Origin of the sequence: Streptomyces sp. NPDC003077, from assembly GCF_040611095.1 — a bacterium.
GTDB lineage: Bacteria > Actinomycetota > Actinomycetes > Streptomycetales > Streptomycetaceae > Streptomyces.
On record NZ_JBEXNM010000009.1, the window covers coordinates 152649 to 173736 of the forward strand.

20 protein-coding genes are annotated in these 21088 nt (G+C 70.9%); 12 read left to right on the forward strand and 8 right to left on the reverse strand.

The window, feature by feature from the left end; all coding sequences use genetic code 11:
• Positions 1-310 precede the first annotated feature (310 nt).
• Positions 311-1633, forward strand: coding sequence for a cytochrome P450 (locus tag ABZX96_RS09325; protein ID WP_355540423.1), 1323 nt, complete (start codon positions 311-313; stop codon positions 1631-1633).
• Positions 1634-2097: 464 nt separating this feature from the next.
• Here the strand turns inward: ABZX96_RS09325 and ABZX96_RS09330 are convergent, their stop codons facing one another.
• Positions 2098-2457 (reverse strand): VOC family protein, encoded by a 360-nt coding sequence (locus tag ABZX96_RS09330; protein WP_355540426.1) that lies wholly within the window; start codon positions 2455-2457, stop codon positions 2098-2100.
• Between the two features lie 213 nt (positions 2458-2670).
• Here ABZX96_RS09330 and ABZX96_RS09335 point away from each other — a divergent pair, with 213 nt between their 5' ends.
• The gene (locus ABZX96_RS09335) at positions 2671-3231 is read left to right on the forward strand and encodes a DinB family protein (RefSeq protein ID WP_355540429.1); all 561 of its coding nucleotides are present in this window, start codon (positions 2671-2673) and stop codon (positions 3229-3231) included.
• Between the two features lie 80 nt (positions 3232-3311).
• Here the strand turns inward: ABZX96_RS09335 and ABZX96_RS09340 are convergent, their stop codons facing one another.
• Positions 3312-3833, reverse strand: a complete 522-nt coding sequence (locus tag ABZX96_RS09340) for an ATP-binding protein (protein ID WP_355540431.1) — start codon at positions 3831-3833, stop codon at positions 3312-3314.
• Between the two features lie 495 nt (positions 3834-4328).
• Between ABZX96_RS09340 and ABZX96_RS09345 the strand changes: the two genes are divergently transcribed.
• The 5 genes from ABZX96_RS09345 to ABZX96_RS09365 all read left to right on the forward strand — a co-directional run bounded on the left by ABZX96_RS09345 (position 4329) and on the right by ABZX96_RS09365 (position 8431).
• On the forward strand, positions 4329-4886 hold the full coding sequence (locus ABZX96_RS09345; RefSeq protein WP_355540434.1) for a DUF3291 domain-containing protein: 558 nt from the start codon (positions 4329-4331) through the stop codon (positions 4884-4886).
• A gap of 385 nt (positions 4887-5271) precedes the next feature.
• Positions 5272-6303 (forward strand): hypothetical protein, encoded by a 1032-nt coding sequence (locus ABZX96_RS09350; protein WP_355540438.1) that lies wholly within the window; start codon positions 5272-5274, stop codon positions 6301-6303.
• A gap of 347 nt (positions 6304-6650) precedes the next feature.
• A complete protein-coding gene (locus tag ABZX96_RS09355; RefSeq protein WP_355540441.1) occupies positions 6651-7043 on the forward strand; it encodes a helix-turn-helix transcriptional regulator in 393 nt (130 codons plus the stop codon).
• Between the two features lie 91 nt (positions 7044-7134).
• Positions 7135-7779 (forward strand): hypothetical protein, encoded by a 645-nt coding sequence (locus ABZX96_RS09360; RefSeq protein ID WP_355540444.1) that lies wholly within the window; start codon positions 7135-7137, stop codon positions 7777-7779.
• Between the two features lie 307 nt (positions 7780-8086).
• Positions 8087-8431, forward strand: coding sequence for a DUF2516 family protein (locus ABZX96_RS09365; RefSeq protein WP_355540547.1), 345 nt, complete (start codon positions 8087-8089; stop codon positions 8429-8431).
• A 368-nt stretch (positions 8432-8799) separates the two neighbouring features.
• On the opposite strand, the gene ABZX96_RS09370 is transcribed toward ABZX96_RS09365, so the two are convergent.
• A complete protein-coding gene (locus tag ABZX96_RS09370) occupies positions 8800-10248 on the reverse strand; it encodes a PP2C family protein-serine/threonine phosphatase (RefSeq protein ID WP_355540447.1) in 1449 nt (482 codons plus the stop codon).
• Between the two features lie 635 nt (positions 10249-10883).
• On the reverse strand, positions 10884-11969 hold the full coding sequence (locus ABZX96_RS09375; RefSeq protein ID WP_355540550.1) for an NlpC/P60 family protein: 1086 nt from the start codon (positions 11967-11969) through the stop codon (positions 10884-10886).
• Between the two features lie 602 nt (positions 11970-12571).
• Between ABZX96_RS09375 and pstS the strand changes: the two genes are divergently transcribed.
• From pstS to pstB, 4 genes are all read left to right on the forward strand, one after another.
• A complete protein-coding gene (gene pstS / locus ABZX96_RS09380; RefSeq protein WP_355540450.1) occupies positions 12572-13690 on the forward strand; it encodes a phosphate ABC transporter substrate-binding protein PstS in 1119 nt (372 codons plus the stop codon).
• Between the two features lie 188 nt (positions 13691-13878).
• Entirely contained in the window at positions 13879-14883 is a 1005-nt protein-coding gene (gene pstC / locus ABZX96_RS09385; protein ID WP_355540453.1) for a phosphate ABC transporter permease subunit PstC, read from the forward strand.
• The gene (pstA, locus tag ABZX96_RS09390; protein ID WP_355540456.1) at positions 14880-15959 is read left to right on the forward strand and encodes a phosphate ABC transporter permease PstA; all 1080 of its coding nucleotides are present in this window, start codon (positions 14880-14882) and stop codon (positions 15957-15959) included. The genes pstC and pstA overlap by 4 nt, the downstream gene beginning before the upstream one ends.
• A 98-nt stretch (positions 15960-16057) precedes the next feature.
• Entirely contained in the window at positions 16058-16834 is a 777-nt protein-coding gene (gene pstB / locus ABZX96_RS09395; protein ID WP_355540459.1) for a phosphate ABC transporter ATP-binding protein PstB, read from the forward strand.
• Positions 16835-17129: 295 nt separating this feature from the next.
• Here the strand turns inward: pstB and ABZX96_RS09400 are convergent, their stop codons facing one another.
• Together ABZX96_RS09400 and ABZX96_RS09405 are read right to left on the reverse strand one after the other, a co-directional pair.
• Positions 17130-18128 (reverse strand): inorganic phosphate transporter, encoded by a 999-nt coding sequence (locus ABZX96_RS09400; RefSeq protein WP_355540462.1) that lies wholly within the window; start codon positions 18126-18128, stop codon positions 17130-17132.
• Positions 18129-18134: 6 nt separating this feature from the next.
• Positions 18135-18755 carry a DUF47 family protein gene (locus ABZX96_RS09405; protein WP_355540465.1) on the reverse strand — a complete coding sequence of 207 codons (621 nt, stop codon included), beginning with the start codon at positions 18753-18755 and terminating at the stop codon, positions 18135-18137.
• Between the two features lie 194 nt (positions 18756-18949).
• Here ABZX96_RS09405 and ABZX96_RS09410 point away from each other — a divergent pair, with 194 nt between their 5' ends.
• Positions 18950-19333, forward strand: a complete 384-nt coding sequence (locus tag ABZX96_RS09410; protein ID WP_355540468.1) for a metal-sensitive transcriptional regulator — start codon at positions 18950-18952, stop codon at positions 19331-19333.
• A 133-nt stretch (positions 19334-19466) separates the two neighbouring features.
• On the opposite strand, the gene ABZX96_RS09415 is transcribed toward ABZX96_RS09410, so the two are convergent.
• Entirely contained in the window at positions 19467-19658 is a 192-nt protein-coding gene (locus ABZX96_RS09415) for a hypothetical protein (protein WP_355540471.1), read from the reverse strand.
• A 442-nt stretch (positions 19659-20100) separates the two neighbouring features.
• The gene (locus ABZX96_RS09420; RefSeq protein WP_355540474.1) at positions 20101-21003 is read right to left on the reverse strand and encodes a hypothetical protein; all 903 of its coding nucleotides are present in this window, start codon (positions 21001-21003) and stop codon (positions 20101-20103) included.
• Between the last annotated feature and the right edge of the window lie 85 nt (positions 21004-21088).

Genomic DNA, 21088 nt, shown 5'->3' on the forward strand with positions numbered 1-21088 from the left:
CGCGGCAGATCCCCACCGCCCTCTCTCGCGCGCCCCACCCCCGTACAAGCCCCTTAGCGATCACCGGCCACAGCCCCCACCCGGGCCCCGTACGGGAAACACCACCGCGCCCTTCACCACGCCTCTATCAACGCGCGTCCACCTGCGACCTCCGCGCCTCCGCCGTGCCGCGATCACCTCCGCACCTCCCGTACCGGGACGGCCCGCGAGATCACCAATGCGCCGCCCCTGACGCACCACCCAGCGCCATCAGCACGTCACCGTTCCTCGCACACGTCACTCAGCGACACCACCGCATCGAGAGGACACCATGCACTCCGAACCGTCGACGCCCACCACCGAAACCACCAGGCAAGGAACCGGCACCCACACCGACCGGGGAACCGACCACGCGGCCCTCCCGGGAACCATCCGGGAGACCGCTCCGGAAGCCGCCCCGGCCTCCGAGCTCGTCACCGCCTTCCCCACGGCCCGCCCCTCCGGCTGCCCCTTCGACCCGCCCCGGGAACTGGGCGAGCTGCGCGAGGAGCGGCCGATCACCCGGATGCGTTATCCGGACGGGCACATGGGCTGGCTGGTCACCGGTCACTCCGCGACCCGGACCGTACTCGGCGACCGCCGTTTCAGTTCCCGCCAGGAGCTGATGCACTACCCGGGCCCGGGCACGCACGAAGGCCCCCTCCCGCCGGCCCCTCTCGGTGACCTGACCGCCATCGACCCGCCGCACCACACCCGCTACCGGCGGTTGCTCGCCGGCAAGTTCACCGTCCGCCGGATGCGCGCGCTCACCACGCGCGTCGAGGAGATCACCCTCGCCCACCTCGACGCCATGGAACGCCAGGGCTCGCCCGTGGACCTGGTGGCGGCGTACGCGCACCCCATCCCGGCCTTGATGATCTGTGAGCTGCTCGGTGTCTCCCAGGCCGACCGCGAGCTCTTCCAGCAACACACCTCGGTGATGAGTGCTCCGGACCTGAACATGGAGAAGTTCATGGCCGCCTGGGCCGCACTCACCGAGTTCATCGCGAACCTGGTCGTGACCAAGCGCGCCCACCCCACCGACGACCTGCTCAGCGACCTGACCACCACCGACCTCACCGAGGAGGAACTAGCGGGCATCGGCACCTTCCTGCTGGCCGCGGGCCTCGACACCACCGCCAACATGCTCAGCCTGGGCACCTACGCCCTGCTGACCAACCCGGAGCAGGCCGCCGCCCTGCGCTCCGACCCCGAGATCGCCGACCAGGCCGTCGAGGAGCTGCTGCGCTACCTCACCATCGCCCACACCGGGGTGCGCGTGGCGCTGGAGGACGTCGAGTTGGACGGCCACCTGATCAAGGCGGGCGAAAGCGTGACCCTGTCCCTCATGGCCGCCAACCGCGACCCCGCCCGATTCCCCGACCCGGACGCCCTGGACCTGAGCCGCAAGGCCACCGGGCACCTCGCGTTCGGCCACGGCATCCACCAGTGCCTCGGGCAGCAACTGGCCCGCGTCGAGATGCGCGTCGCCTTCCCCGCCCTCTTCACCCGCTTCCCGACCCTCCGCCTCGCCGTCCCGGCCGAGGAGATACCCCTCCGCTCCGAGTCCAACATCTACGGCGTGCGCCGCCTCCCGGTGACCTGGGACGCGTAACCGCTACCCGCGCGAACAGCGTCCCCCGCGGCCAGGACTGCGGGGGACGCCCGCGGATCCTCCACGCCCACCTGCGGCGGAGACCGGTCCGGGCGGCCCGGGCAGGCCGGAGGCCCGACCTCACCCACCGTCCCCCAGGGCCCCCGGCCTCACTCCCCCACCCGACTCAGCCGACCCCGACGTCGTACGCGGCCCCCTCGGCAACGGCCCGAAGCTCGCCCGGACAAGGCCCGGCAACCAACAAGCCGGACGCGGTGACGCCGCCCTCCAGACCCCCACAGCCAAGGCCGTGGGGCCAAAACCCCCCACGGCCTCACCTCACCTCACTCCACCGCCCCCGGCTCCCACACCCGCAGCGCCTTTCGCAGCCGAGCGCCGGTCATGGCACCTCAGCCGAGTACCGGACACGGCGCCTCAGCCGAGCGCCCGTCACCGCACCTCAGCCGAGTACCCGTCACGGCACCTCAGTCCACGGGTGCCACCCGGATCAGGTTGCCGTCGGGGTCGGCGACGACGAACGTGCGCCCGAACACCTCGTCGTGCGGCTTCTCCACGACCTCGACGCCCTTGCCCGTCCACTCCTGGTACTGGCGCTCGATCTGCTCGGGACCCCCGTCCAGCGTCAGGCACAACTCGCTGGTACGCGACGGAGCGAAGCCGTCCGTCCTGGGCTTCCACAGCGCCAGCTGAATGCCGCCGGCGAGGTCGAACGCGATGAAGGCGGGCGTCTCGAAGCTCGGCCGCATGCCGAACAGGTCCGAGTAGAAACGCGCGGAGGTCGGCGCGTCGGAAACGTAGACGATGAACATGTTCGGGATGGGCACGGCAGTCTCCTTCAGTCGTCCCGGATTGGTCCGGTCGCAAGGAGCCTCCCTGTCATATATGACAGGTGCCGTCATGTTTGGAGACGTCCGGCGTCGGCGTACAGAGGACGGCGACGGCGCGACTTTCGGCGGGCGCGCCCACCCCCGTTCAGGATCGAAGATCGCCGCAAATCCACTGGCGGGCTTAAGTGTTCACGGACGAGCATGGAACACATGAGTGACCACCCCGCACGATGGAGCCGCGCGACCGTCTATCCCGACATGTGGGCCGACCCGGACGACGACCCCCGCGACAGCGAAGGCGTCAGCCCGGAAGGCGAGCTGGCCACGCTGCGCGACTTCCTGACGAACTACCGCATGACCCTGCGGATGAAGTGCGAGGACCTGACCCCCGAGCAACTGGCCCGCCGTTCGGTCCCGCCGTCGACGATGTCGCTGCTCGGCCTGCTCCGGCACCTCGCCGAGGTGGAACGGGACTGGCGCAACTGGATCAGTGACGGCGACCCGCTGCCGAAGGTCTACGGCGAGCGCGACGCGGACTTCGACGGAGCCGTCGCCGACCAGGCCGTCGTAGACGCCGCCTACTCCACACTGGAACGCGAGCAGGCGGCGACCGACGCCGCACTGGCCGAGCACCCGGACCTGGGCGAACGCCTGGGGAAGGACGGAATAGCCGTCCGGGAACTGCTGGTGCACAGGATCGAGGAGTACGCCCGCCACTGCGGACACGCCGACCTGTTGCGCGAGTGCATCGACGGGCGGGTGGGTCAGTAACGAGGCCCGGGAATCGCGTCCGCCTCGTTGCCGCCCGCCCCTGTTCTCGCGTGACGGCATGACGGCGTGACGGGCGGGCCTCACCCCTTGACGGCCTCCGCGATCCGCGAGGCGGCCTGGGCGGGCGTGAGGTGCGTGGTGTCGACGACCTCGGCCTCGGCGTGCAGCCACGTGCGGGCCGCCTCGGCGTAGGGCTCCAGATATTGGAGACGGAACGGGGACGGGCCGAGAACGGTGTCCCCCTCGATGCGCCCGCGGAGAGTGTCCTGATCGGCGTGGAGAACGAAGTGGCGTACCGGAATCGCGTGGCCGGCGAGCCCCGCGCTGATCTCCCGCCAGTACCGCTCGACCAGTACGGTCATGGGGATCACCAGAGTCCCACCGGCGTAGTCGAGGACGTGCCGGGCGGTCTCGACCACGAGGGGCCGCCACGGCGGCCAGTCCTGGAAGTTGCCCGTCCAGGGCAGCCCCGGCTTGATGTCCATGAGCGTCTCGCCGACCTTCTCGGCGTCGAACACCCGTGAATCCGGGATCAGCTGCTGCACGAGCACACTGGTCGTCGTCTTGCCCGCGCCATGAGTGCCGTTGATCCATACGATCATGCGCCCACGCTAACGCCGAGCGGACGGCGGGAACGAGCACGGCAGAAACCCGGTACGGCTTCGGCGCCGCTCGGGGCGACGAAGACCTCATCGACCACGTCGACCACTACACCAAGTGGCGCCTGTCCCCCACCACATGCCACCTAAGCGGCCATCGGTGATCACGACCTCCGGTGGACGAGAAGGCCGTCCGTAATGACCGCTCGTCCCCCAACAAGCCGTGCCGAACCGGCCGATCAGGCGCGACGTATTCGCGGTATTCGTCCGCGACCCGTGACGAGAGGCCACTCGGACAGGGAAAACGCAACTTCGACATGGCCCGCGGAGGCGGCTACCTTCACCTCGTCCTCGGCGGTTGCCCACGGTCGCACAGGGTCTTCTCCGGGCTGAGCCACCCACTACGGGATCAGTCGGCCACGCCCCACGCATCCCCGCCCTCATGCGCAAGCCATTGCACCGGGTCCGCACCAGACACCTCCTACCAGGAAGAGACGCATGCCCCATCTCGCTCTGTACACATTCGGCGTCCTGAAGTCGCCTCTCGCCGATCCCGCACCTCTCACGCAGGAGTTCTACGACACGGGGAAGACCGTCTACCGGGAGATCAGTGAGCACCCCGGATACCTCGCGCACGCTGAAGCGGCACACGGCGACCGGGGCTCGCACTTCGACCTGGACTGGGGCGCGTGGGGAGAGTTCGCCGTACCGGCCTGGTACGGCAAGGGCCGCACGGTGGAAACCACCGCCCTGGCCGCGTCCCTCTCGCTCTGGACAGGCCTGCGCCCCGCCTTCGACGCCATCTACACCGGCATGCACCGTGACGCGCTGAACAGGCGTTACGACTGGTTCGAGAGGACAGGACACCCGGGTTACGTGTTCTGGTGGGCCCCCGACGACGTGATACCCACTTGGCAGGACGGGGTTTCCAGGCTGGAACACCTCCACGACCACGGCCCCGCGCCGCACGCCTTCACCTTCCACCACTCGTTCACCCAGGACGGAACCCGGGCCACGATCAAGGAGATCGGACCGAAGAGCCACCAGGTTCACTGACAAGAAAGCCTGAAGAACGACTGGGCTCACTGCCGAACGTCTCGGCTGAACGACGGCGGACAGCCCGGCCCGAATCGGCGGGACGCGATCACGCCACCGGTCGGATGCTGCGGGGCCCGCTCGCCTCGGCAGGCAACGGACCAGCCCGACGCCCGTCCCGTCTCGGCGACGGCGAACCACGTCGAGGCCGTGCCCGGCGATGGGCCATCTTCCGTGGGACACGGTGTGATCTGGCACCTCGGCCAGCTCGATGATGATCTCCGAATTCTCCGCGTCCCGGATATTCCTGTCGACCGTCTGTTGCACGGGAGTTGAGGTGTGATGTGAAGTGAATATCTGTGCCCCATCACGTAACAGGCTGACGTGACAGCGAGGAGCAGGAACGATGACGAACCCGGCGGCTCCGGATCCTGCGGCGGGAAATGGGCAGGCCCCCAGCGGAGGCAGTGACGCCAACACAGGTGCTGCCGGTTCCGGCAGCGGTTCGGTGAACACTCCGTCAGGGTCTTCCTCGCCTACGCCGGCCACCCCGACGACGTGGCGCGATGAAGTGCTGGAACAGCTGTCGGGACAGGATCCGGCTCGCGGCCGACGGCGCGCCTTCAGAGCGATCGCCGTCACCTGCGCGGTGGCCTTGGTCAGCATCGTCGGTGGCTTCGAGGTCTCGCACTGGCTGGAGGACAGGCACGCGCAGGGAGACGCCGAGCGCGACGACCGCAACGCGGATGTGATCGAGGACGCGAAGAAGCCGTTCGACTGGAAGATGAACCCAGGGCTCGGCGACGAGCAACCGTGGACGAGCTGGGTGCTTGACCGGCGACTCACTCCGGAGGAGCAGACGGAGCTCAAGGGGTTGAGGGACGACCGGAAGGCCATCTGGGCCTTCGTGAAGAAGCGCGGCGGGTGGCGTGTCGGCATGGACGCTGATTCGTACAAATTGCAGCTGACCAGCGAAAAGGAGAAGGCGGTAGTCGTCACGCAGTTGGCGGCACGGGCGGTCGATTGTCGGCCGTCGCCGGTGAAGACCAGCATCTCGATCGGAACCGGGGGGACCGAAGTGTGGGACGACGCGCACTTCCGCCTCACCGCCGACGGCTCGTCGGTGCCCGCGCTCGTCTTCAAGCAGAAGGACCCGACGGACATCCCGGAAGAGGCGCCGTTCGAGAAGGTGGTCTCGTTGGGCGGTGCTCAGTCCCCGGGCTTCTTGGTCCTGACTCCCTTCTTGGACGTTCCGAAGCTGTGTGACTGGTCGGTGTCCCTGGAGTACAACGTGAACTCGGGGAAGACGCGGTCCCAGACGATCGCCAAGGATGACGACGGTCGGCCTTTGCGGGTCACCGGACCGCACGGGGAGGGGGTCGACTCCTGGGTGTGGTCAGCTGGTGGCACCTGGGTGCGCTCCCCATCAGCGTCTTGACTGAGCATGTGGTCCGGTGGCGTCGGAACTGCACCGCCGAAGCTCAAAAACACCCATTCCCTTGTCATTTATGGTCCGGTGTCGAACGTGGCTCGAACCTGACCGGCCTTTTCGCAGTTCGGCGGATGTGACCACGGCCTTCGTCTGGTCCTGTGCTCCGTCACGGCGGGCACCGGCGCGAAGGCGGTGGTCACGGCTTCGGCGATGCCTCTGGTTCGGACGGACCGAGACCAAATCACCTTCAGCGAGACACGACACGCCGGCCGCCTCCCCCACCCCCACCGACACGCCGCAACTCGCGCAAGCACTTGCTTGCAATAGTTAGCAGGACGGGGCACCATCGAGGCATGGCATCACTCAACGTCGGCAATCTCGGCGAGTTCCTGCGGGAGCAGCGGCGGCACGCGCAGCTGAGCCTGCGGCAGCTCGCGGATGCCGCCGGGGTGTCCAACCCGTATCTCAGCCAGATCGAACGGGGGCTGCGGAAGCCGAGCGCGGAGATCCTCCAGCAGCTCGCGAAGGCGCTGCGGATCTCGGCCGAGACGCTGTACGTCCAGGCCGGGATTCTCGACGAGCGGCGGACCGTGGACGGGATCGAGGTGCACACCGCGATCCTGACCGACCCCTCGCTGACCGAGCGGCAGAAGCAGGTGCTGCTGCAGATCTACACGTCTTTCCGCAAGGAGAACGGGCACGACGCGGACGCCCGCGAGGCCGACGGCGACCCATCCGCCACCTGAGCAACCGACAGCAGACGACGTCCGACCACCGGGCCGGTACCGGGGCCGAGTCAGGCCCTGGGTCGGGTCCGATTTCAGGAGGAAATACGCCATGGCCCTGACCGATGACTTCCGCAAGACGCTGACCGACCCGACCCCCCTCTACTTCCTGGCGGGCACCGCCGACCTGGCCGCCGAGAAGCTCGGAGAGGTGCCCGCGCTGGTGGGCAAGATCCGGGAGGAGGCGCCCAAGCGCTTCGAGACGGTGCGCAACACGGACCCGAAGGACGTGCAGGAGCTCGTCACCAAGCAGGCCAAGCAGGCGCAGGACAAGCTGGCCGAACTGCTGGGCTCCCTGGACGCCGACCTCAAGAGCATCAGCCGGCAGGCGCAGGACCTCGCGCTCCAGGGCGTCGGCCGGGTCGCCGAGTACGCGGTCAAGGCCCAGGAGACGTACGGGGAGCTGGCCGAGCGCGGCAAGGGCGCGGTGCGCAACTGGCGCGGCGAGGTCGCCGAGGAGGTCGAGGAGCTGGCCGTCGCCATCGAGCCGGAGCCGGAGACCGACAAGACGGCCGGCACCACGGGCACTGGCACCGGCACCGAGTCCGAGGAGAAGAACGGCTCGAAGCCGGCGACCGCGAAGAAGAGCTCCGGCAGCACGGCGCGCAAGAGCCCGGCGAAGAAGGCCGCCTCGGCGGAGGACAAGGCCGCCACGCCGGCGGAGGGGTCCGCCGAGGAGAAGCCCGAGGGGAAGTAGGCCGGAGCGGGTGCCGAGGCGCGCGGGCGGGGTGTCCCCCCGTCCGGCGCGCGGGCGCAACGTACCTCCGTCCGGCGCGCCGCCGGCACCCGTGGGCGCCTCGCGCCGCCGGGTACCCGTGGGGCACCTCGCGCCCGGCGCGCCGCCCGACGCGCTGCCCGGTGCCCACAGGTCGCCGCCCGTCCGATACGCCGCCGCACGGTGACGGGCCGGGAGGTTAACGCATGCCCGGTTCGTTCTCCGGGCTGTACGGTGGGGCGGCGATGGACCGAGTCGAACTGGTGGTGGACAGCGGGTGGTGGACAACGTGCTGATCTTCGGATTCGAGAACGCGCTGAGCTGGGTGCAACTGGCACTGGCCGTGTACGCCGCCGTCATGCTCATCGACGCGGCCCTGCGGCCCGACGACGCCTACCGGGCCGCCGACAAGCAGACCAAGGGCATGTGGCTGATCTTCCTGGTGGTCGCCACGGCGATGCTGTTCCTGATGCCGTTGCTGTCCTTCCTGCCGATCATCGGTCTCATCGCGGTGATCGTCTACACCGTCGACGTCCGGCCCGCGCTCAAGCAGGTCTCCGGCGGCCGGGGCGGCCCGCGCCGGGGCGGCTCCAGCTCGGACGGCCCCTACGGGCCGTACAACGGGGGACGGTGACGGGCGGGACCCGGGCCCGGGCCCGGACGCGTACTCGCTGACGGCCCGGGGAGGACGAGGGACGGGGAGGACGAGGGGCGGGGTGAGAGCTCCGCCCCCTCATGGCCGGGCGCCGAAGCCCGCAGCCGGGTACCGAAACCTCCGGCCGTGCGCCGAAGCCCCAGCCACGCACCACCGGGCCCCACCCGGGCACCGCAGCCCCAGCCGCGCCCCCAGCCCCCACCGGGACCCATCAGCCCCCACCGGGACCCACCGGCACCCACCCAGGCACCGAAGCCCCACCCACGCCCCCAGCCCCCACCGGGACCCATCAGCCCCCACCGGCACCCACCCAGGCACCGAAGCCCCCACCCGGGCCCGCCCGCCCCTCACCCTCGCCCATCCCCCCGATCCAGCAGCAGCACCGCCAGGTCGTCCGTCAGCTCTCCCCCGTTGAGGTCGCGGACCTCGCGTACGGCCGTGTCCAGGAGGTCCTCGCCGCGCAGGCCGTCGGACATCAGGCGGGTCATCATCGCGGTCATGCCGTCCTGGCCGAGGCGCTGGGTGCCGTCGCCGACGCGGCCCTCGATCAGGCCGTCGGTGTACATCATCAGGCTCCAGGACTCGCCCAGCGCGATGCGGCGGCGCGGCCAGCGGGCGTCGGGGAGCCAGCCGAGCGCCGGGCCGGGGTCGTCGTAGGGCAGCAGGTGCGGGTCCTGGCCGGCGCGGGCGAGCAGCGGGGCGGGGTGGCCGGCCAGGCACAGGCCGGCCTCGCGGCCGTCGGGGGCGATGTCGACGGTGCACAGGGTCGCGAAGATCTCCTCGTCGGCGCGTTCGTGCTCCAGGACCTGTTGCAGGGTGCGCAGCAGGTCCTCGCCCCACAGACCCGCGAAGGTCAGCGCGCGCCAGGCGATGCGCAGTTCGACGCCGAGGGCGGCCTCGTCGGGGCCGTGGCCGCAGACGTCGCCGATCATCGCGTGCACGGTGCCGTCCGGGGTGCGGACGGTGTCGTAGAAGTCGCCGCCGAGCAGCGTCCGGCTCCGGCCGGGGCGGTAGCGGGCGGCGAACCGCAGGTCGGAGCCGCTCAGCAGCGGCGTGGGCAGCAGTCCCCGTTCCAGCCGGGCGTTCTCCTGGGCGTGCAGCCGTGACTCGGTGAGCTGGCCGTGCGCCAGGTCGGCGCGCTTGCGCTGCACCGCGTACCGCACGGCCCGGCTGAGCGTCGCGCCGTCGAGCTCGTCGTGGAAGAGGTGGTCCTGCGCGCCCGCGCGGACCGCCGCGGCGGCGCGCTCGGCGTCCTTCCCGGTGGTCAGGGCGAGGACGGGGTGTTCGGGCGCGAGGCGGAGCAGCGCCCGGAGGGTGTCGAGGCCGTCGTGCCGTCCGGGGCCCGGGGGCTCGGTGGCGCCGTTCGGGGAGGCGGTGGCGGGCTCGGTGCTCCGTATGGGCCCGGCCTCGTCCTCCGGGCCGGGCGCCTCCCGTTCCAGGGGAGCCAGGTCCAGGAGGACGCAGTGGACGTCGGGGGTGAGCAGCCGCTCGGCCTCGGTGAGGTTGCGGGCCGTGCGGACGCGGACCCGGCGGCCGTCCTCGTCCCGTATCTCGGGGACGAGACTGGTCGGGTCCTCGCCTATGAGGAGCAGGGTCAGCCCTTGGGGGCCCGGGGCGGCCGGGCCGGGTGGTCGCTCGGGGTCGTCCTGGGCGGCGGGGGGACGCGGGCCCTCGGGCACGGCCTCCTGGGCGGACATCCGCGCCCCCTCGTCCGCTCCCCCACAGGTGTCGTCATCCACCGGCCGTGTCTGATGGGACAGCACGGCCGTCCGCTGCTGCGGTCCGGGTACGGGCATTGCTCTGCCTTCCTCCCTCCCCCGAGGGCGCGGTGACGCCCGAACGGGCGCCGCCGTGTCCGGTGGCGGCCCGCTCGTCGGTGGCTGTGCGGGTGCGCCACCGGGCACCGAGAGGGGACCTTAGCGGTGGCCCCGAGCGCTGCGGAATGGCCGACGGCACGGCTCCGGCGCCCGGGACCTCGTCGAACAGGGCCGATGAGCAGGGAGAAGACGGCAAGCGGAACGGTGATCGGTGCTCCGTATGACCCACGTCACTCGTCGCCGCGCCGAGCGCCGCACGGCCCCCGGCCGCACGGACGCTTTCCCTGCTCAGAAAGCGGAACGCGGTGTCCTGCCGTTGGGCCGGATCGTACGGCCAACCGAATTCTCCATCGCGTTCGCCACCGTGTGCGCGCCGTTCGCGCCCGGTCGGACGCGCCGGTGCACGCTGGGGGCGAGCCGGGGCACGTGGGGCGCGTTGGGGCACGTCATCCGGCCGGGAGAGGACCTGAGTGAGAGGGCCTGAGTGCCGCGCCGCCCCGGCCCGCTCCCGACGCGCCGCCTCCGACGCGCCGCCCGGGCGCACACTCTCCGCGCCCCGGCGACCCCACACGCCCCGGCCCCGCCCTCGCCCCTCACACATCGCGCGTCACACGTCACGCGTCCGGCCGGACCACCCCGAGAATCGGCATCGACCCTGCCCCGGCGAGGGTCACCTGGCGGCCGGGGCGCGGCGCGTGGACCATCTCGCCGTCGCCCACGTACAGGGCGACATGGCTCGCGTCGTCGTAATAGATGATCAGGTCGCCGGGGCGCATGTCCTCGATGTCCACGTGCGGGAGCTGCCGCCACTGCTCCTGGGAGGTGCGCGGGATGGCCCGGCCGCCCGCCTCCCACGCGCGCAGGGTCAGCCCGGAGCAGTCGAAGGTGTCCGGGCCCTCGGCGCCCCAGACGTAGTCCTTTCCTATCTGCGCGGTGGCGAAGGCGAGGGCCTTCTTTCCGCCGTCGGACGCCTTTCCGCCGATGTCCTTCAGGACACCGGAATCCAGCCATTTCCGCTGTTCCCGCAGCGCCTGTTCCTCCTCCAGTTTCCTCAGACGCTCCTTTTCCTCGGTGGCGAGGCGGGATTCCAGTTCCTTGGCGGCGTCGAGCTTGGCGCGGATGTCCCGCTGGGCCTTCTCCTTCTTCTCCCGCTGGGCTTCCAGGCGTTCGTAGCGGTCGTTGGCGACTTCGGCGTAGGCGTCCAAGTCCTCGCGCTTGCCGTCGAGTTGACCGAGCAGTCCCCTGGCCGCCTGCTGGGCCTTGTGGATGAGGGCGGCGTCGTCCAGGAACCGTTCGGGGTCGGCGTGGAGCAGCAGCCGGGCCTCGTCGGGAATGCCGCCGCTGCGGTACTGGGCGCTGGCCAGGACGCCGATCTGGCGCTTGAGCTCGTCGAGTTCGTGCTGGGTGCGGTCGATGGTGCGGCCGAGTTTCCTGATTTCCTTCTGCTGGCGCTCGACCTGTTCCTTGGCGCCGTTGTAGGCGTCGGTGGCCTTTTCGGCCGCGCGGTACAGGGCGTCGATCTTCTTCCGTACGGCTTCGAGCTCCTTGGCGCCGCGGGCCTGCGCATCATCCGCGTCGGTCCCCGTCCGGGGGCCCGGAGAGCTCACGCCGCCGCCCGGCCCCGGGTCGGCGTACGCCGCCGGCGCCGTACCGGCGAGCAATCCGGTCACGCACAGCGCCACCGCCGTGCACGCCGCCACCCACCGCGGACTCCGCCGGGCCCGCGGCCCGGCCCCGGCCGCCTCGTGGGTGTCCCCGCCGGGGCTCCCCGCCCGTATGCCCGTCTCCGCCCCCTGGTTCCCCACCGGCCACCTCCGTCGCTCTCCGTCCGCACCCGCCGCCACTCCGGTGACGCCACCGGCCACCCCGCCGCACCGCTCGTCGAGGAGCGAGGAACGGCAGAGAGAACCCCCAGGTCGCGACCCCGCGGGATCGGCCGGGAAATGTCGTGCGGCCTCAGGCGCGGATGCTGCCATACCCGCCGGTAATCCAACAGAGTGACGGTGTCGTTCCGTTCCGCACCCACCTGACGGCCGAGGTTCACCTCGCGTTCACCCTCCTCCATCGGCGGCTTCACCTGATCTGCCTAATTTCAGCCGTACCGAGCGCGCCGGGCCCTCGTAAGGCAGGCGCGTCAGGGCACCGCTGGGAACGACGAAGCAGCAGGTCGAACGGATACGCGACGAGACCGAGCGGCCGGGTCTCCCGCCCAGCGCCCGGGCCGACGCCCACCCTCCAACAGCACCCTCACCACTCCCCGCACGCCGGAGCAGCGGCGCGCCCCAGGAAGGAACCCTCGACCGTGAAGCTTCAGCGCAAGAACCGGGTTCGCGCCCTCGCCGTTGGCGCTCTCGCCGTCTCCGGAGCCCTGGCCCTGTCGGCGTGCGGCTCCGACGAGACCAGCCCGTCCGGCGGCAACTCCACCAAGGCCGCCAACATCAAGTGCGAGGGCAAGGGCGAGCTGCTCGCCTCGGGTTCGTCCGCGCAGAAGAACGCCATCGACGCGTGGGTGCAGAACTACGCCGCCGCCTGCAAGGACATCAAGGTCAACTACCAGCCCACCGGTTCCGGCGCCGGCATCAAGGCGTTCAACCAGGGCCAGACCGCCTTCGCGGGCTCCGACTCGGCGCTCAAGCCCGAGGAGATCACCGCCTCGCAGAAGGTCTGCCAGGGCGGCAAGGCGATCAACCTGCCCATGGTCGGCGGCCCGATCGCGGTCGGCTACAACGTCCCCGGCGTCGACAGCCTCGTCCTGGACGCCCCGACGCTCGCCAAGATCTTCGACGACGAGATCAAGAACTGGAACGACGCGGCGATCAAGAAGCTCAACCCGGACGCCAAGCTCCCCGACCTGAAGATCCAGGCGTACCACCGCTCGGACGACTCCGGCACCACCGACAACTTCACCAAGTACCTCAAGGGCGCCGCCCCCGACGCCTGGAAGCACGAGCCCGCCAAGACCTGGGCGGGCAAGGGCGGCCAGGCCGCGTCCGGCTCCTCCGGCGTCACCAGCGGCGTCCGCCAGACCAGCGGCGCGATCTCCTACATGGAGCTGTCCTACGCCACCTCGTCCAAGATCCCCACGGTCAAGCTGAACACCGGCGCCAAGGAGCCCGTCGAGGCCACCGTCGACAACGCCTCCAAGGCGATCGCCGAGGCCAAGCAGGTCGGCGAGGGCAACGACCTGGCGCTCAAGCTCAACTACACCACCAAGGCCGAGGGCGCCTACCCGATCACCCTGGTGACGTACGAGATCGCCTGCGACAAGGGCAACAAGGCCGCGACCCTGCCCGCCACCAAGTCCTTCCTGACCTACCTGTCGAGCCAGGAGGGCCAGAACGTCCTCAAGGACCTCGGCTACGCGCCGCTCCCCACCGAGATCGCCGACAAGGTCCGCAAGGCCGTCGCCGCGCTGTCCTGACCCCCGGGCGGCGGCCCGGGCCGCGCGCCGACGCGCGCACGGCCCGGCCGCCCCGTACGCGAACCCGTACGCGCCGGCCCCCCGTCCCCGCACGCCCGTAGGGGAGTCCCCTACGGCCCCCGGGCCGCCGCCCATCCGGTGCACCGCCGCGCCAGGAGCCGCACCGGCTCCGCAGACCGGAGAAACCCATGACCCATCCCCCCGCCATATCCGACGCACCCCCGCCGCCCCCGCCGGCGGACGCCCGGCCCTCCTCGGTGTCCGGCTCGGCGGTGCGCCCCGGTGACCGGATCTTCCTCGGGCTCTCCCGGGGTTCCGGCGTCACCCTCCTGGTGATCATGGCCGCCATCGCGGTCTTCCTCACCGTCCGCTCCGTGATCGCCATTTCCGGCAACACCGCGAACTTCCTCACCACCTCCGAGTGGAACGCCACCGGCGCCGAGCCGAAGTTCGGCATCGCGGTGCTGGCGTTCGGCACCGTCGTCAGCTCGATCATCGCGATGGTCATCGCGGTGCCGATCGCGGTCGGCATCGCGCTGTTCATCTCGCACTACGCGCCGCGCAGGCTCGCCTCGCCGCTCGGCTACGTCATCGACCTGCTCGCCGCCGTGCCCAGCATCATCTACGGCCTGTGGGGCGCCCTGTTCCTCGTCCCCCACCTCGGCGGCCTCTACAGCTGGCTGGACGACTACTTCGGCTGGACCGGCGTCTTCGAGTACAACGACGGCGCCGCCCGCTCCCTGTTCACCGTCGGCATCCTGCTCGCGATCATGATCCTGCCGATCGTGACGAGCGTCAGCCGCGAGGTCTTCCTCCAGGTGCCGAAGATGCACGAGGAGGCCGCGCTGGCGCTGGGCGCCACCCGGTGGGAGGTCATCCGGATGGCGGTGCTCCCCTTCGGCCGCTCCGGCGTCATCAGCGCCTCCATGCTGGGGCTGGGCCGCGCGCTCGGCGAGACGATGGCCGTGGCCACCGTCCTGTCCCCCGGCTTCGTGATCAACCTCAGCCTGCTGGACCCGGGCGGCGGCACCTTCGCCCAGAACATCGCCAGCAAGTTCAGCGAGGCCGACGCCTTCGGCCAGGACGCCCTGATCGCCTCCGGCCTCGTCCTCTTCGTCATCACGCTGCTCGTCAACGGCGCGGCCCGCCTGATCATCGCCCGCCGCAAGGAGTACTCGGGGGCCAACGCATGAGCAACGCAGTGATCGACCAGCCGCCGGTCGCCGACCGCGCCCCGCGCCCGGCCTCCCTCAAGCAGGCCCGGCTGCCGCGCTGGTCCACGCCCGCGCTCGCGGTGGCCGCGCTCGCCGTCGGCTGCGGAATCGGTGTGGTCGCCGGACTCGACAGCAGGATCCAGTGGGGGCTGATCGCCGCCGTCCTGTTCATCGCGGGGACGTACGCGCTCGCGGCGGTGGTCGAGGGCAGCCGGCAGGCCAAGGACCGGCTGGCCACGAGCCTGGTGTGGGTCGCCTTCCTGCTCGCCGTCATCCCGCTCGCGTCCCTCCTGTGGGAGACCGTCGCGCGCGGCATCAAGGTGCTCGACGGCTTCTTCCTGACGCACTCCATGGGCACGCTGCCGGACAAGATGCCCGGCGGCGGCATCTACCACGCGATCATCGGCACGCTGGAACAGGTGGGCCTGGCCACCCTCATCGCCGCGCCGATCGGCCTGCTGACCGCCGTGTACCTGGTGGAGTACGGACGCGGCAGGCTCGCCAAGGCCGTGACCTTCTTCGTCGACGTCATGACCGGCATCCCCTCGATCGTCGCCGGCCTGTTCGTCCTCTCGGTGTGGATCCTGATCCTCGGCTTCGGGCCGTCCGGGTTCGCGGGGGCCATGGCGCTGGCGATCCTGATGATGCCCGTCGTGGTCCGCTCCACCGAGGAGATGCTCAAGCTCGTCCCGAACGAGCTGCGCGAGGCCTCCCTCGCCCTCGGCGTCCCCAAGTGGCGCACCATCCTCAAGGTCGTCCTGCCGACCTCCATCGGCGGCATCGCCACCGGCGTCATGCTCGCCATCGCCCGCATCACCGGTGAGACCGCCCCGGTGCTGCTCCTGGTCTGGGGCGCCAAGACGATCAACAACAACCCCTTCGAAGGCGCCCAGCAGTCCCTGCCGCTGTACGTGTACCAGCAGTGGCAGGACGGCTCCGACGCCGCGTACGACCGGGCCTGGGCCGCGGCGCTCGTCCTCATCGCCATCGTGATGATCCTCAACCTGGTCGCCCGCGGCATCGCCCGCTGGAAGGCCCCGAAGACCGGCCGCTAGGCACACGTCGTCCCGCCGGCCGGGGCGGCACGCGCCCGCCCCGGCCCTCGACCTCCGGCCCCCGCCAGGACCGGAGCCACGAAAGAAGCAGTGATCCCATGGCCAAGCGAATCGACGTCAGCGGCCTGACCGCCTTCTACGGCACCCACAAGGCCATCGACGACATCTCCATGACCGTCGAACCCCGCTCGGTGACCGCCTTCATCGGCCCCTCCGGCTGCGGCAAGTCGACCTTCCTGCGCACCCTGAACCGGATGCACGAGGTCACTCCCGGCGGCCGGGTCGAGGGCAAGGTCCTGCTGGACGACGAGAACCTCTACGGCGCCGGCGTCGACCCCGTCGCCGTCCGCCGCACCGTCGGCATGGTCTTCCAGCGCCCCAACCCCTTCCCCACCATGTCGATCTTCGACAACGTCGCGGCGGGGCTGCGCCTGAACGGCTCGTACCGCAAGTCCGAGCTCGGCGACATCGTCGAGAGGTCCCTCAAGGGCGCCAACCTGTGGAACGAGGTCAAGGACCGCCTCAACAAGCCCGGCTCCGGCCTCTCCGGCGGCCAGCAGCAGCGGCTGTGCATCGCCCGAGCCATCGCCGTCGAACCGGACGTCCTCCTGATGGACGAGCCCTGCTCGGCGCTCGACCCGATCTCCACCCTCGCCATCGAGGACCTGATCGGCGAGCTGAAGGAGCGGTTCACCATCGTCATCGTGACGCACAACATGCAGCAGGCCGCCCGCGTCTCCGACCGGACCGCCTTCTTCAACCTGGCGGCCGTCGGCCAGCCGGGCAAGCTCATCGAGATCGACGACACCGAGCGGATCTTCTCCAACCCGTCGGTGCAGGCGACGGAGGACTACATCTCGGGGCGCTTCGGCTGAGCCGGCCGGAGGCTCGTCCGGTCCTCGTTCGCCGGATCCTCCGGCCCTCGTTCGCCGGATCCTCCGGCCCTCGTCCACCGGATCCTCCGGCCCTCGTCCACCGGATCCTTCAGTCCTCGTCCGCCGGATTCTCCAGCCCTCGGAGGCGCGCACGGAGCACCACCCTCCGCTTCCCTGCGGCCCCAGTGCTTCCCGCGGTGCTGCATGGCGGTGCCGCCGCGGGACGGAAAAGGGCCCGCCTCCCTTCCCGGGAGGCGGGCCCGTCACCGCCGGACGGCCCCATGGGGGCCGGGCGTCAGCCGAAGGCGAGCAGCACCGCCCAATAGGCCAGCGCGCCCACCACGGCGGCGGCCGGCATGGTGATGAACCAGCCCATGACGATGTTCTTGGCCACGCCCCAGCGCACCGCGCGCGACCCCTTGGTCGACCCCACACCCATGATCGCGGAGGTGATGACGTGCGTGGTGGAGATCGGCGCGTGGAACATGAAGGACGCGGTGTACATGACCGAGGCCGCGGTGGTCTCGGCCGCGAAACCCTGCGGCGGGTCCAGTTCGATGATCCGGCGGCCGAGCGTCCGCATGATCCGCCAGCCGCCCGCGTACGTGCCGAGCGACAGCGTCAGCGCGCAGGCGATCTTGACCCACACCGGGATCGGGTCGCCCTGGCCCTCGACGTCGGCGATGACCAGCGCCATCACCACGACACCCATGGTCTTCTGGGCGTCCTGGAGGCCGTGCCCGAGCGCCATGCCCGCGGCCGAGACCGTCTGCGCGATCCGGAAACCGCGCTTGGCCTTGTGCGGGTTGGTCTTGCGGAAGATCCACATGATCACGACCATCACGAAATAGCCGAGGACCAGCCCGATGACCGGCGAGAGGAACATCGGGATGACGACCTTCTCGATCACGCCCGACCAGTAGACGGTGGTGCCGCCGGCCAGCGCCGCGCCCACCATGCCGCCGAACAGCGCGTGCGAGGACGAGGAAGGAAGCCCGAAGTACCAGGTGACGAGGTTCCAGACCACCGCGCCGAGCAGCGCGGCGAACAGGATCCCCATCCCCTTGTTGCCTTCGGGTGAGGAGATCAGCCCTTCACTGACCGTTTTGGCGACCCCGCTGCCCAGGAAGGCACCGGCGAGGTTCATCACCGCGGCCATCGCGAGCGCCGCCCGCGGGGTCAGTGCCCTCGTCGAGACGGAGGTCGCGATGGCGTTCGCGGAGTCGTGGAAGCCGTTCGTATACGTGAAGCCGAGCGCGACCCCGATGGTCACGATGAGCGCGAAGGTGTCCACCGGAGGTCAGGACTCCTTGACCGCGATGGTCTCGACCGTGTTCGCCACGTGCTCGAAGGCGTCCGCCGCCTCTTCCAGAATGTCCACGACCTGCTTGAGCTTGAGCACCTCGATGGCGTCGTACTTGCCGTTGAAGAGGTGTGCCAGCAGTTTGCGGTGGATCTGGTCGGCCTGGTTCTCCAGGCGGTTGACCTCGATCCAGTATTCGGTGAGGTTGGCCATCGTCCGCAGATTGGGCATGGCCTCCGCGGTGAGTTCGGCGGCCCGCGCCAGCACCTCGATCTGCTGCTCGATGCCCTTGGGCAGTTCCTCGATGTTGTAGAGGACGACCAGGTCGACGGCCTCCTCCATGAAGTCCATGATGTCGTCGAGCGAGGACGCGAGGTTGTAGATGTCCTCGCGGTCGAACGGCGTGATGAAGGAGGAGTTCAACTGGTGGAAGATCGCGTGGGTCGCGTCGTCCCCGGCGTGCTCCGCCGCCCGCATCCTCTCGGCGATCTCTGTCCGCGCGGCGGCGTCCGCCCCGAGCAGTTCCATCAGGAGCTTGGAGCCTGTGACGATGTTGTCCGCGGACGCGGCGAACATGTCGTAGAAGCTCGTCTCCCTGGGGGTCAGACGAAAGCGCACGTGAAATCCTCGGGGTGCATCGGATTCGGTCGACTTGATGCTAGGCGCATCATCCAGCCACTGCTAACCAGCATTCCTTCAGTGTCGCCCATCAGGCAGCATGCTCTGCACGGGGTACCGCTCGCACCCGCAAAATTCTGTACCATATACCCACCAGGGGTATACGGATCGCCTCAGTACCACGGGAGATGACCATGACGACCACGGACGCCGACACCTCCGGCAGCGCCACCACCGCCGCGGTCTGCCACGGCGCCCCCGCGGACGACACGCCGGCCGCCGAGCACGGCCACGCCACACACGGCTACAGCAAGCAGAAGGACGCCCACATCAAGCGGCTGCGCCGGATCGAGGGCCAGATCCGCGGCCTCCAGCGCATGCTGGAGGAGGACGTCTACTGCATCGACATACTCACCCAGGTCTCGGCCAGCACCAAGGGCCTCCAGTCCTTCGGCCTCCAGCTCCTGGAGGAGCACCTGCGGCACTGCGTCGCCGACGCCGCCGTCCGGGGCCCGGAGGCGATCGACGCCAAGGTCCAGGAGGCGACGAAGGCGATCGAGCGCATGCTGCGCACGTGACGGTGGCCACGGCGGGGCCGGCGGTGGTCACCGCCGGGCTCGGCGGACAGCGGGAGCCGGTACGGCCGTACGGGCCGAAGCGTCCCGGGCCGGGGCCTGGGGAAGGCCGGACGGCGGGCCCGGGTGCGCGGCGTCACTCCTGGTGGGCGGGGCCCGGCCGGGGCCGGTCCGCGTCCACCTCCAGCACCTCGTCGATACGGTCCGGACTGAGCCGATCCTCACTCGCGGCGGCGGCCGCGATCATCAACTCACCAGTCAGGTCGATCTCGACGAGGGCCACGTGGTCCTGAACCGTCGAGTTGCGGTACACGGCCACGCACGACACCTCCTCCTTCGAGCGTCCCCCCCACTCTTCTGGCGGTTACCGCCCAGCGTAAGGAGGCGCCCGGGCCCCGCGCATGGCACGGACGGACCATTTCCCCCCGCTCCCTCGGACCCCGGTCCGCCCCCGCGCCCGGGGTCCGTACGGATCACCGGGACGGCCGAACGGCGCTCTCGACAATGCGCTGAGCGGGTGCCTGCGGAAGGGGGGCCGCCCCTCGCGCCGGTGCCCACCCCCGGGCCGGCCGTCACCACGACGGCCCGCCCCTCGCGCCGGTGCCCGCCCGTCGTGCCGGTGCCCGCCCCTCGCGCCGGCGCCCGCCCGCCGTGCCGGTGCCCGCCCGTCGTGCCCGTCCCCGCCCGCCGACTGCCTGGCACGGCGGCGGGCTCGCACCGGCCGCTCTCACCGCGACGGCCCCGCGATCCGGCCCGCCCCTCCGTCCCTCTCACTCCCGCCAGGTCGCGATCTTCCCCGTATAGATATCGCGCCCCTCCGGCAGCACCACCGCGACCGGCGCCCCGAAGCCGTACAGCTCGGTCGTGGACGTCACCGGCGTCCCGCCCGCCGCGCCGTTCGCGAACCGGAAGCGGTGCCGTACCTTCCGCAGCCGGCCGGCCTCGTCCAGGTACGCGTCGAAGGGCACGGCACGGGTGGTGAAGCCTTTCTGCGCGGCGGTCAGCGCGGGCCGGACACCCGCCACCGCCGCGCCGGCCGCCGCCGCGAGGTCCGTGGTGCCGCTGTAGTGCCGGACCACCACGCCGTCGAGCCGCTGCTCACCCTCGTACGTCACCCGCCGGGCCCCCCGCAGCAGTTCGGCGGCGGCCAGCGGGTCGGTGGCGCCGCCGGTGACGAGGTTCCCGTCCGCCAGCGAGGAGGTGTCCACCCGGACCCACTTCCCGGCCGGAACCCCGGCGCCCCGGTTCTTCATGTAGAGCGCCTCGGGCGTCAGGACCTCGGTGATCGGCCGCTGCCCGGGGCCGTCCCCGCCCGCCGTCTCCGGCCGGGCGATCCGCAGCTGGCCCACGGCGCGCCGGTAGTCGTATCCGCCGGCGCCCCGGATGGCGACGCGGGTGCCGCCGCTGGCGGTCTCCATGGCCGTCCGCACCTTGGACGACCCGGCGCGGACGAGGGCGTCGGCGCTGCTCCGGACGGCCCGCTCGGCGGCGCCGCCCTCCGCCGGGGCCCGGCCCGCCGTCGCGCGGTCGGCCACCGCCCGGCGGGCCGGCGCGTGGTCCTCGGCCGCCGCCCCGCTGGGGGAGCACCCGGTGGCCAGCAGCCCGACCGTCAGGGTCACCCCGCACGCCAGGGCCGCGGCGGTGCCGCCGCCCAGCCTGTCCCGCACCACCATCGCGCACCAACCCCCTCGGCCGCTGTGCGTCAGTGACCTGACGTTCCGTTCGATTACCGGAGGCGCGGCGCGTGGGAACTCCGCG

What these genes read in the sequence shown, in the direction of transcription:
- ABZX96_RS09325 (WP_355540423.1), top strand. Translation starts at nt 311, where the DNA reads ATGCACTCCGAACCGTCGACGCCCACCACCGAAACCACCAGGCAAGGA.
- ABZX96_RS09335 (WP_355540429.1), top strand. Translation starts at nt 2,671, where the DNA reads ATGAGTGACCACCCCGCACGATGGAGCCGCGCGACCGTCTATCCCGAC.
- ABZX96_RS09340 (WP_355540431.1), bottom strand. Translation starts at nt 3,833, where the DNA reads ATGATCGTATGGATCAACGGCACTCATGGCGCGGGCAAGACGACGACC.
- ABZX96_RS09345 (WP_355540434.1), top strand. Translation starts at nt 4,329, where the DNA reads ATGCCCCATCTCGCTCTGTACACATTCGGCGTCCTGAAGTCGCCTCTC.
- ABZX96_RS09350 (WP_355540438.1), top strand. Translation starts at nt 5,272, where the DNA reads ATGACGAACCCGGCGGCTCCGGATCCTGCGGCGGGAAATGGGCAGGCC.
- ABZX96_RS09355 (WP_355540441.1), top strand. Translation starts at nt 6,651, where the DNA reads ATGGCATCACTCAACGTCGGCAATCTCGGCGAGTTCCTGCGGGAGCAG.
- ABZX96_RS09360 (WP_355540444.1), top strand. Translation starts at nt 7,135, where the DNA reads ATGGCCCTGACCGATGACTTCCGCAAGACGCTGACCGACCCGACCCCC.
- ABZX96_RS09370 (WP_355540447.1), bottom strand. Translation starts at nt 10,248, where the DNA reads ATGCCCGTACCCGGACCGCAGCAGCGGACGGCCGTGCTGTCCCATCAG.
- pstC (WP_355540453.1), top strand. Translation starts at nt 13,879, where the DNA reads ATGACCCATCCCCCCGCCATATCCGACGCACCCCCGCCGCCCCCGCCG.
- pstA (WP_355540456.1), top strand. Translation starts at nt 14,880, where the DNA reads ATGAGCAACGCAGTGATCGACCAGCCGCCGGTCGCCGACCGCGCCCCG.
- pstB (WP_355540459.1), top strand. Translation starts at nt 16,058, where the DNA reads ATGGCCAAGCGAATCGACGTCAGCGGCCTGACCGCCTTCTACGGCACC.
- ABZX96_RS09410 (WP_355540468.1), top strand. Translation starts at nt 18,950, where the DNA reads ATGACGACCACGGACGCCGACACCTCCGGCAGCGCCACCACCGCCGCG.
- ABZX96_RS09420 (WP_355540474.1), bottom strand. Translation starts at nt 21,003, where the DNA reads ATGGTGGTGCGGGACAGGCTGGGCGGCGGCACCGCCGCGGCCCTGGCG.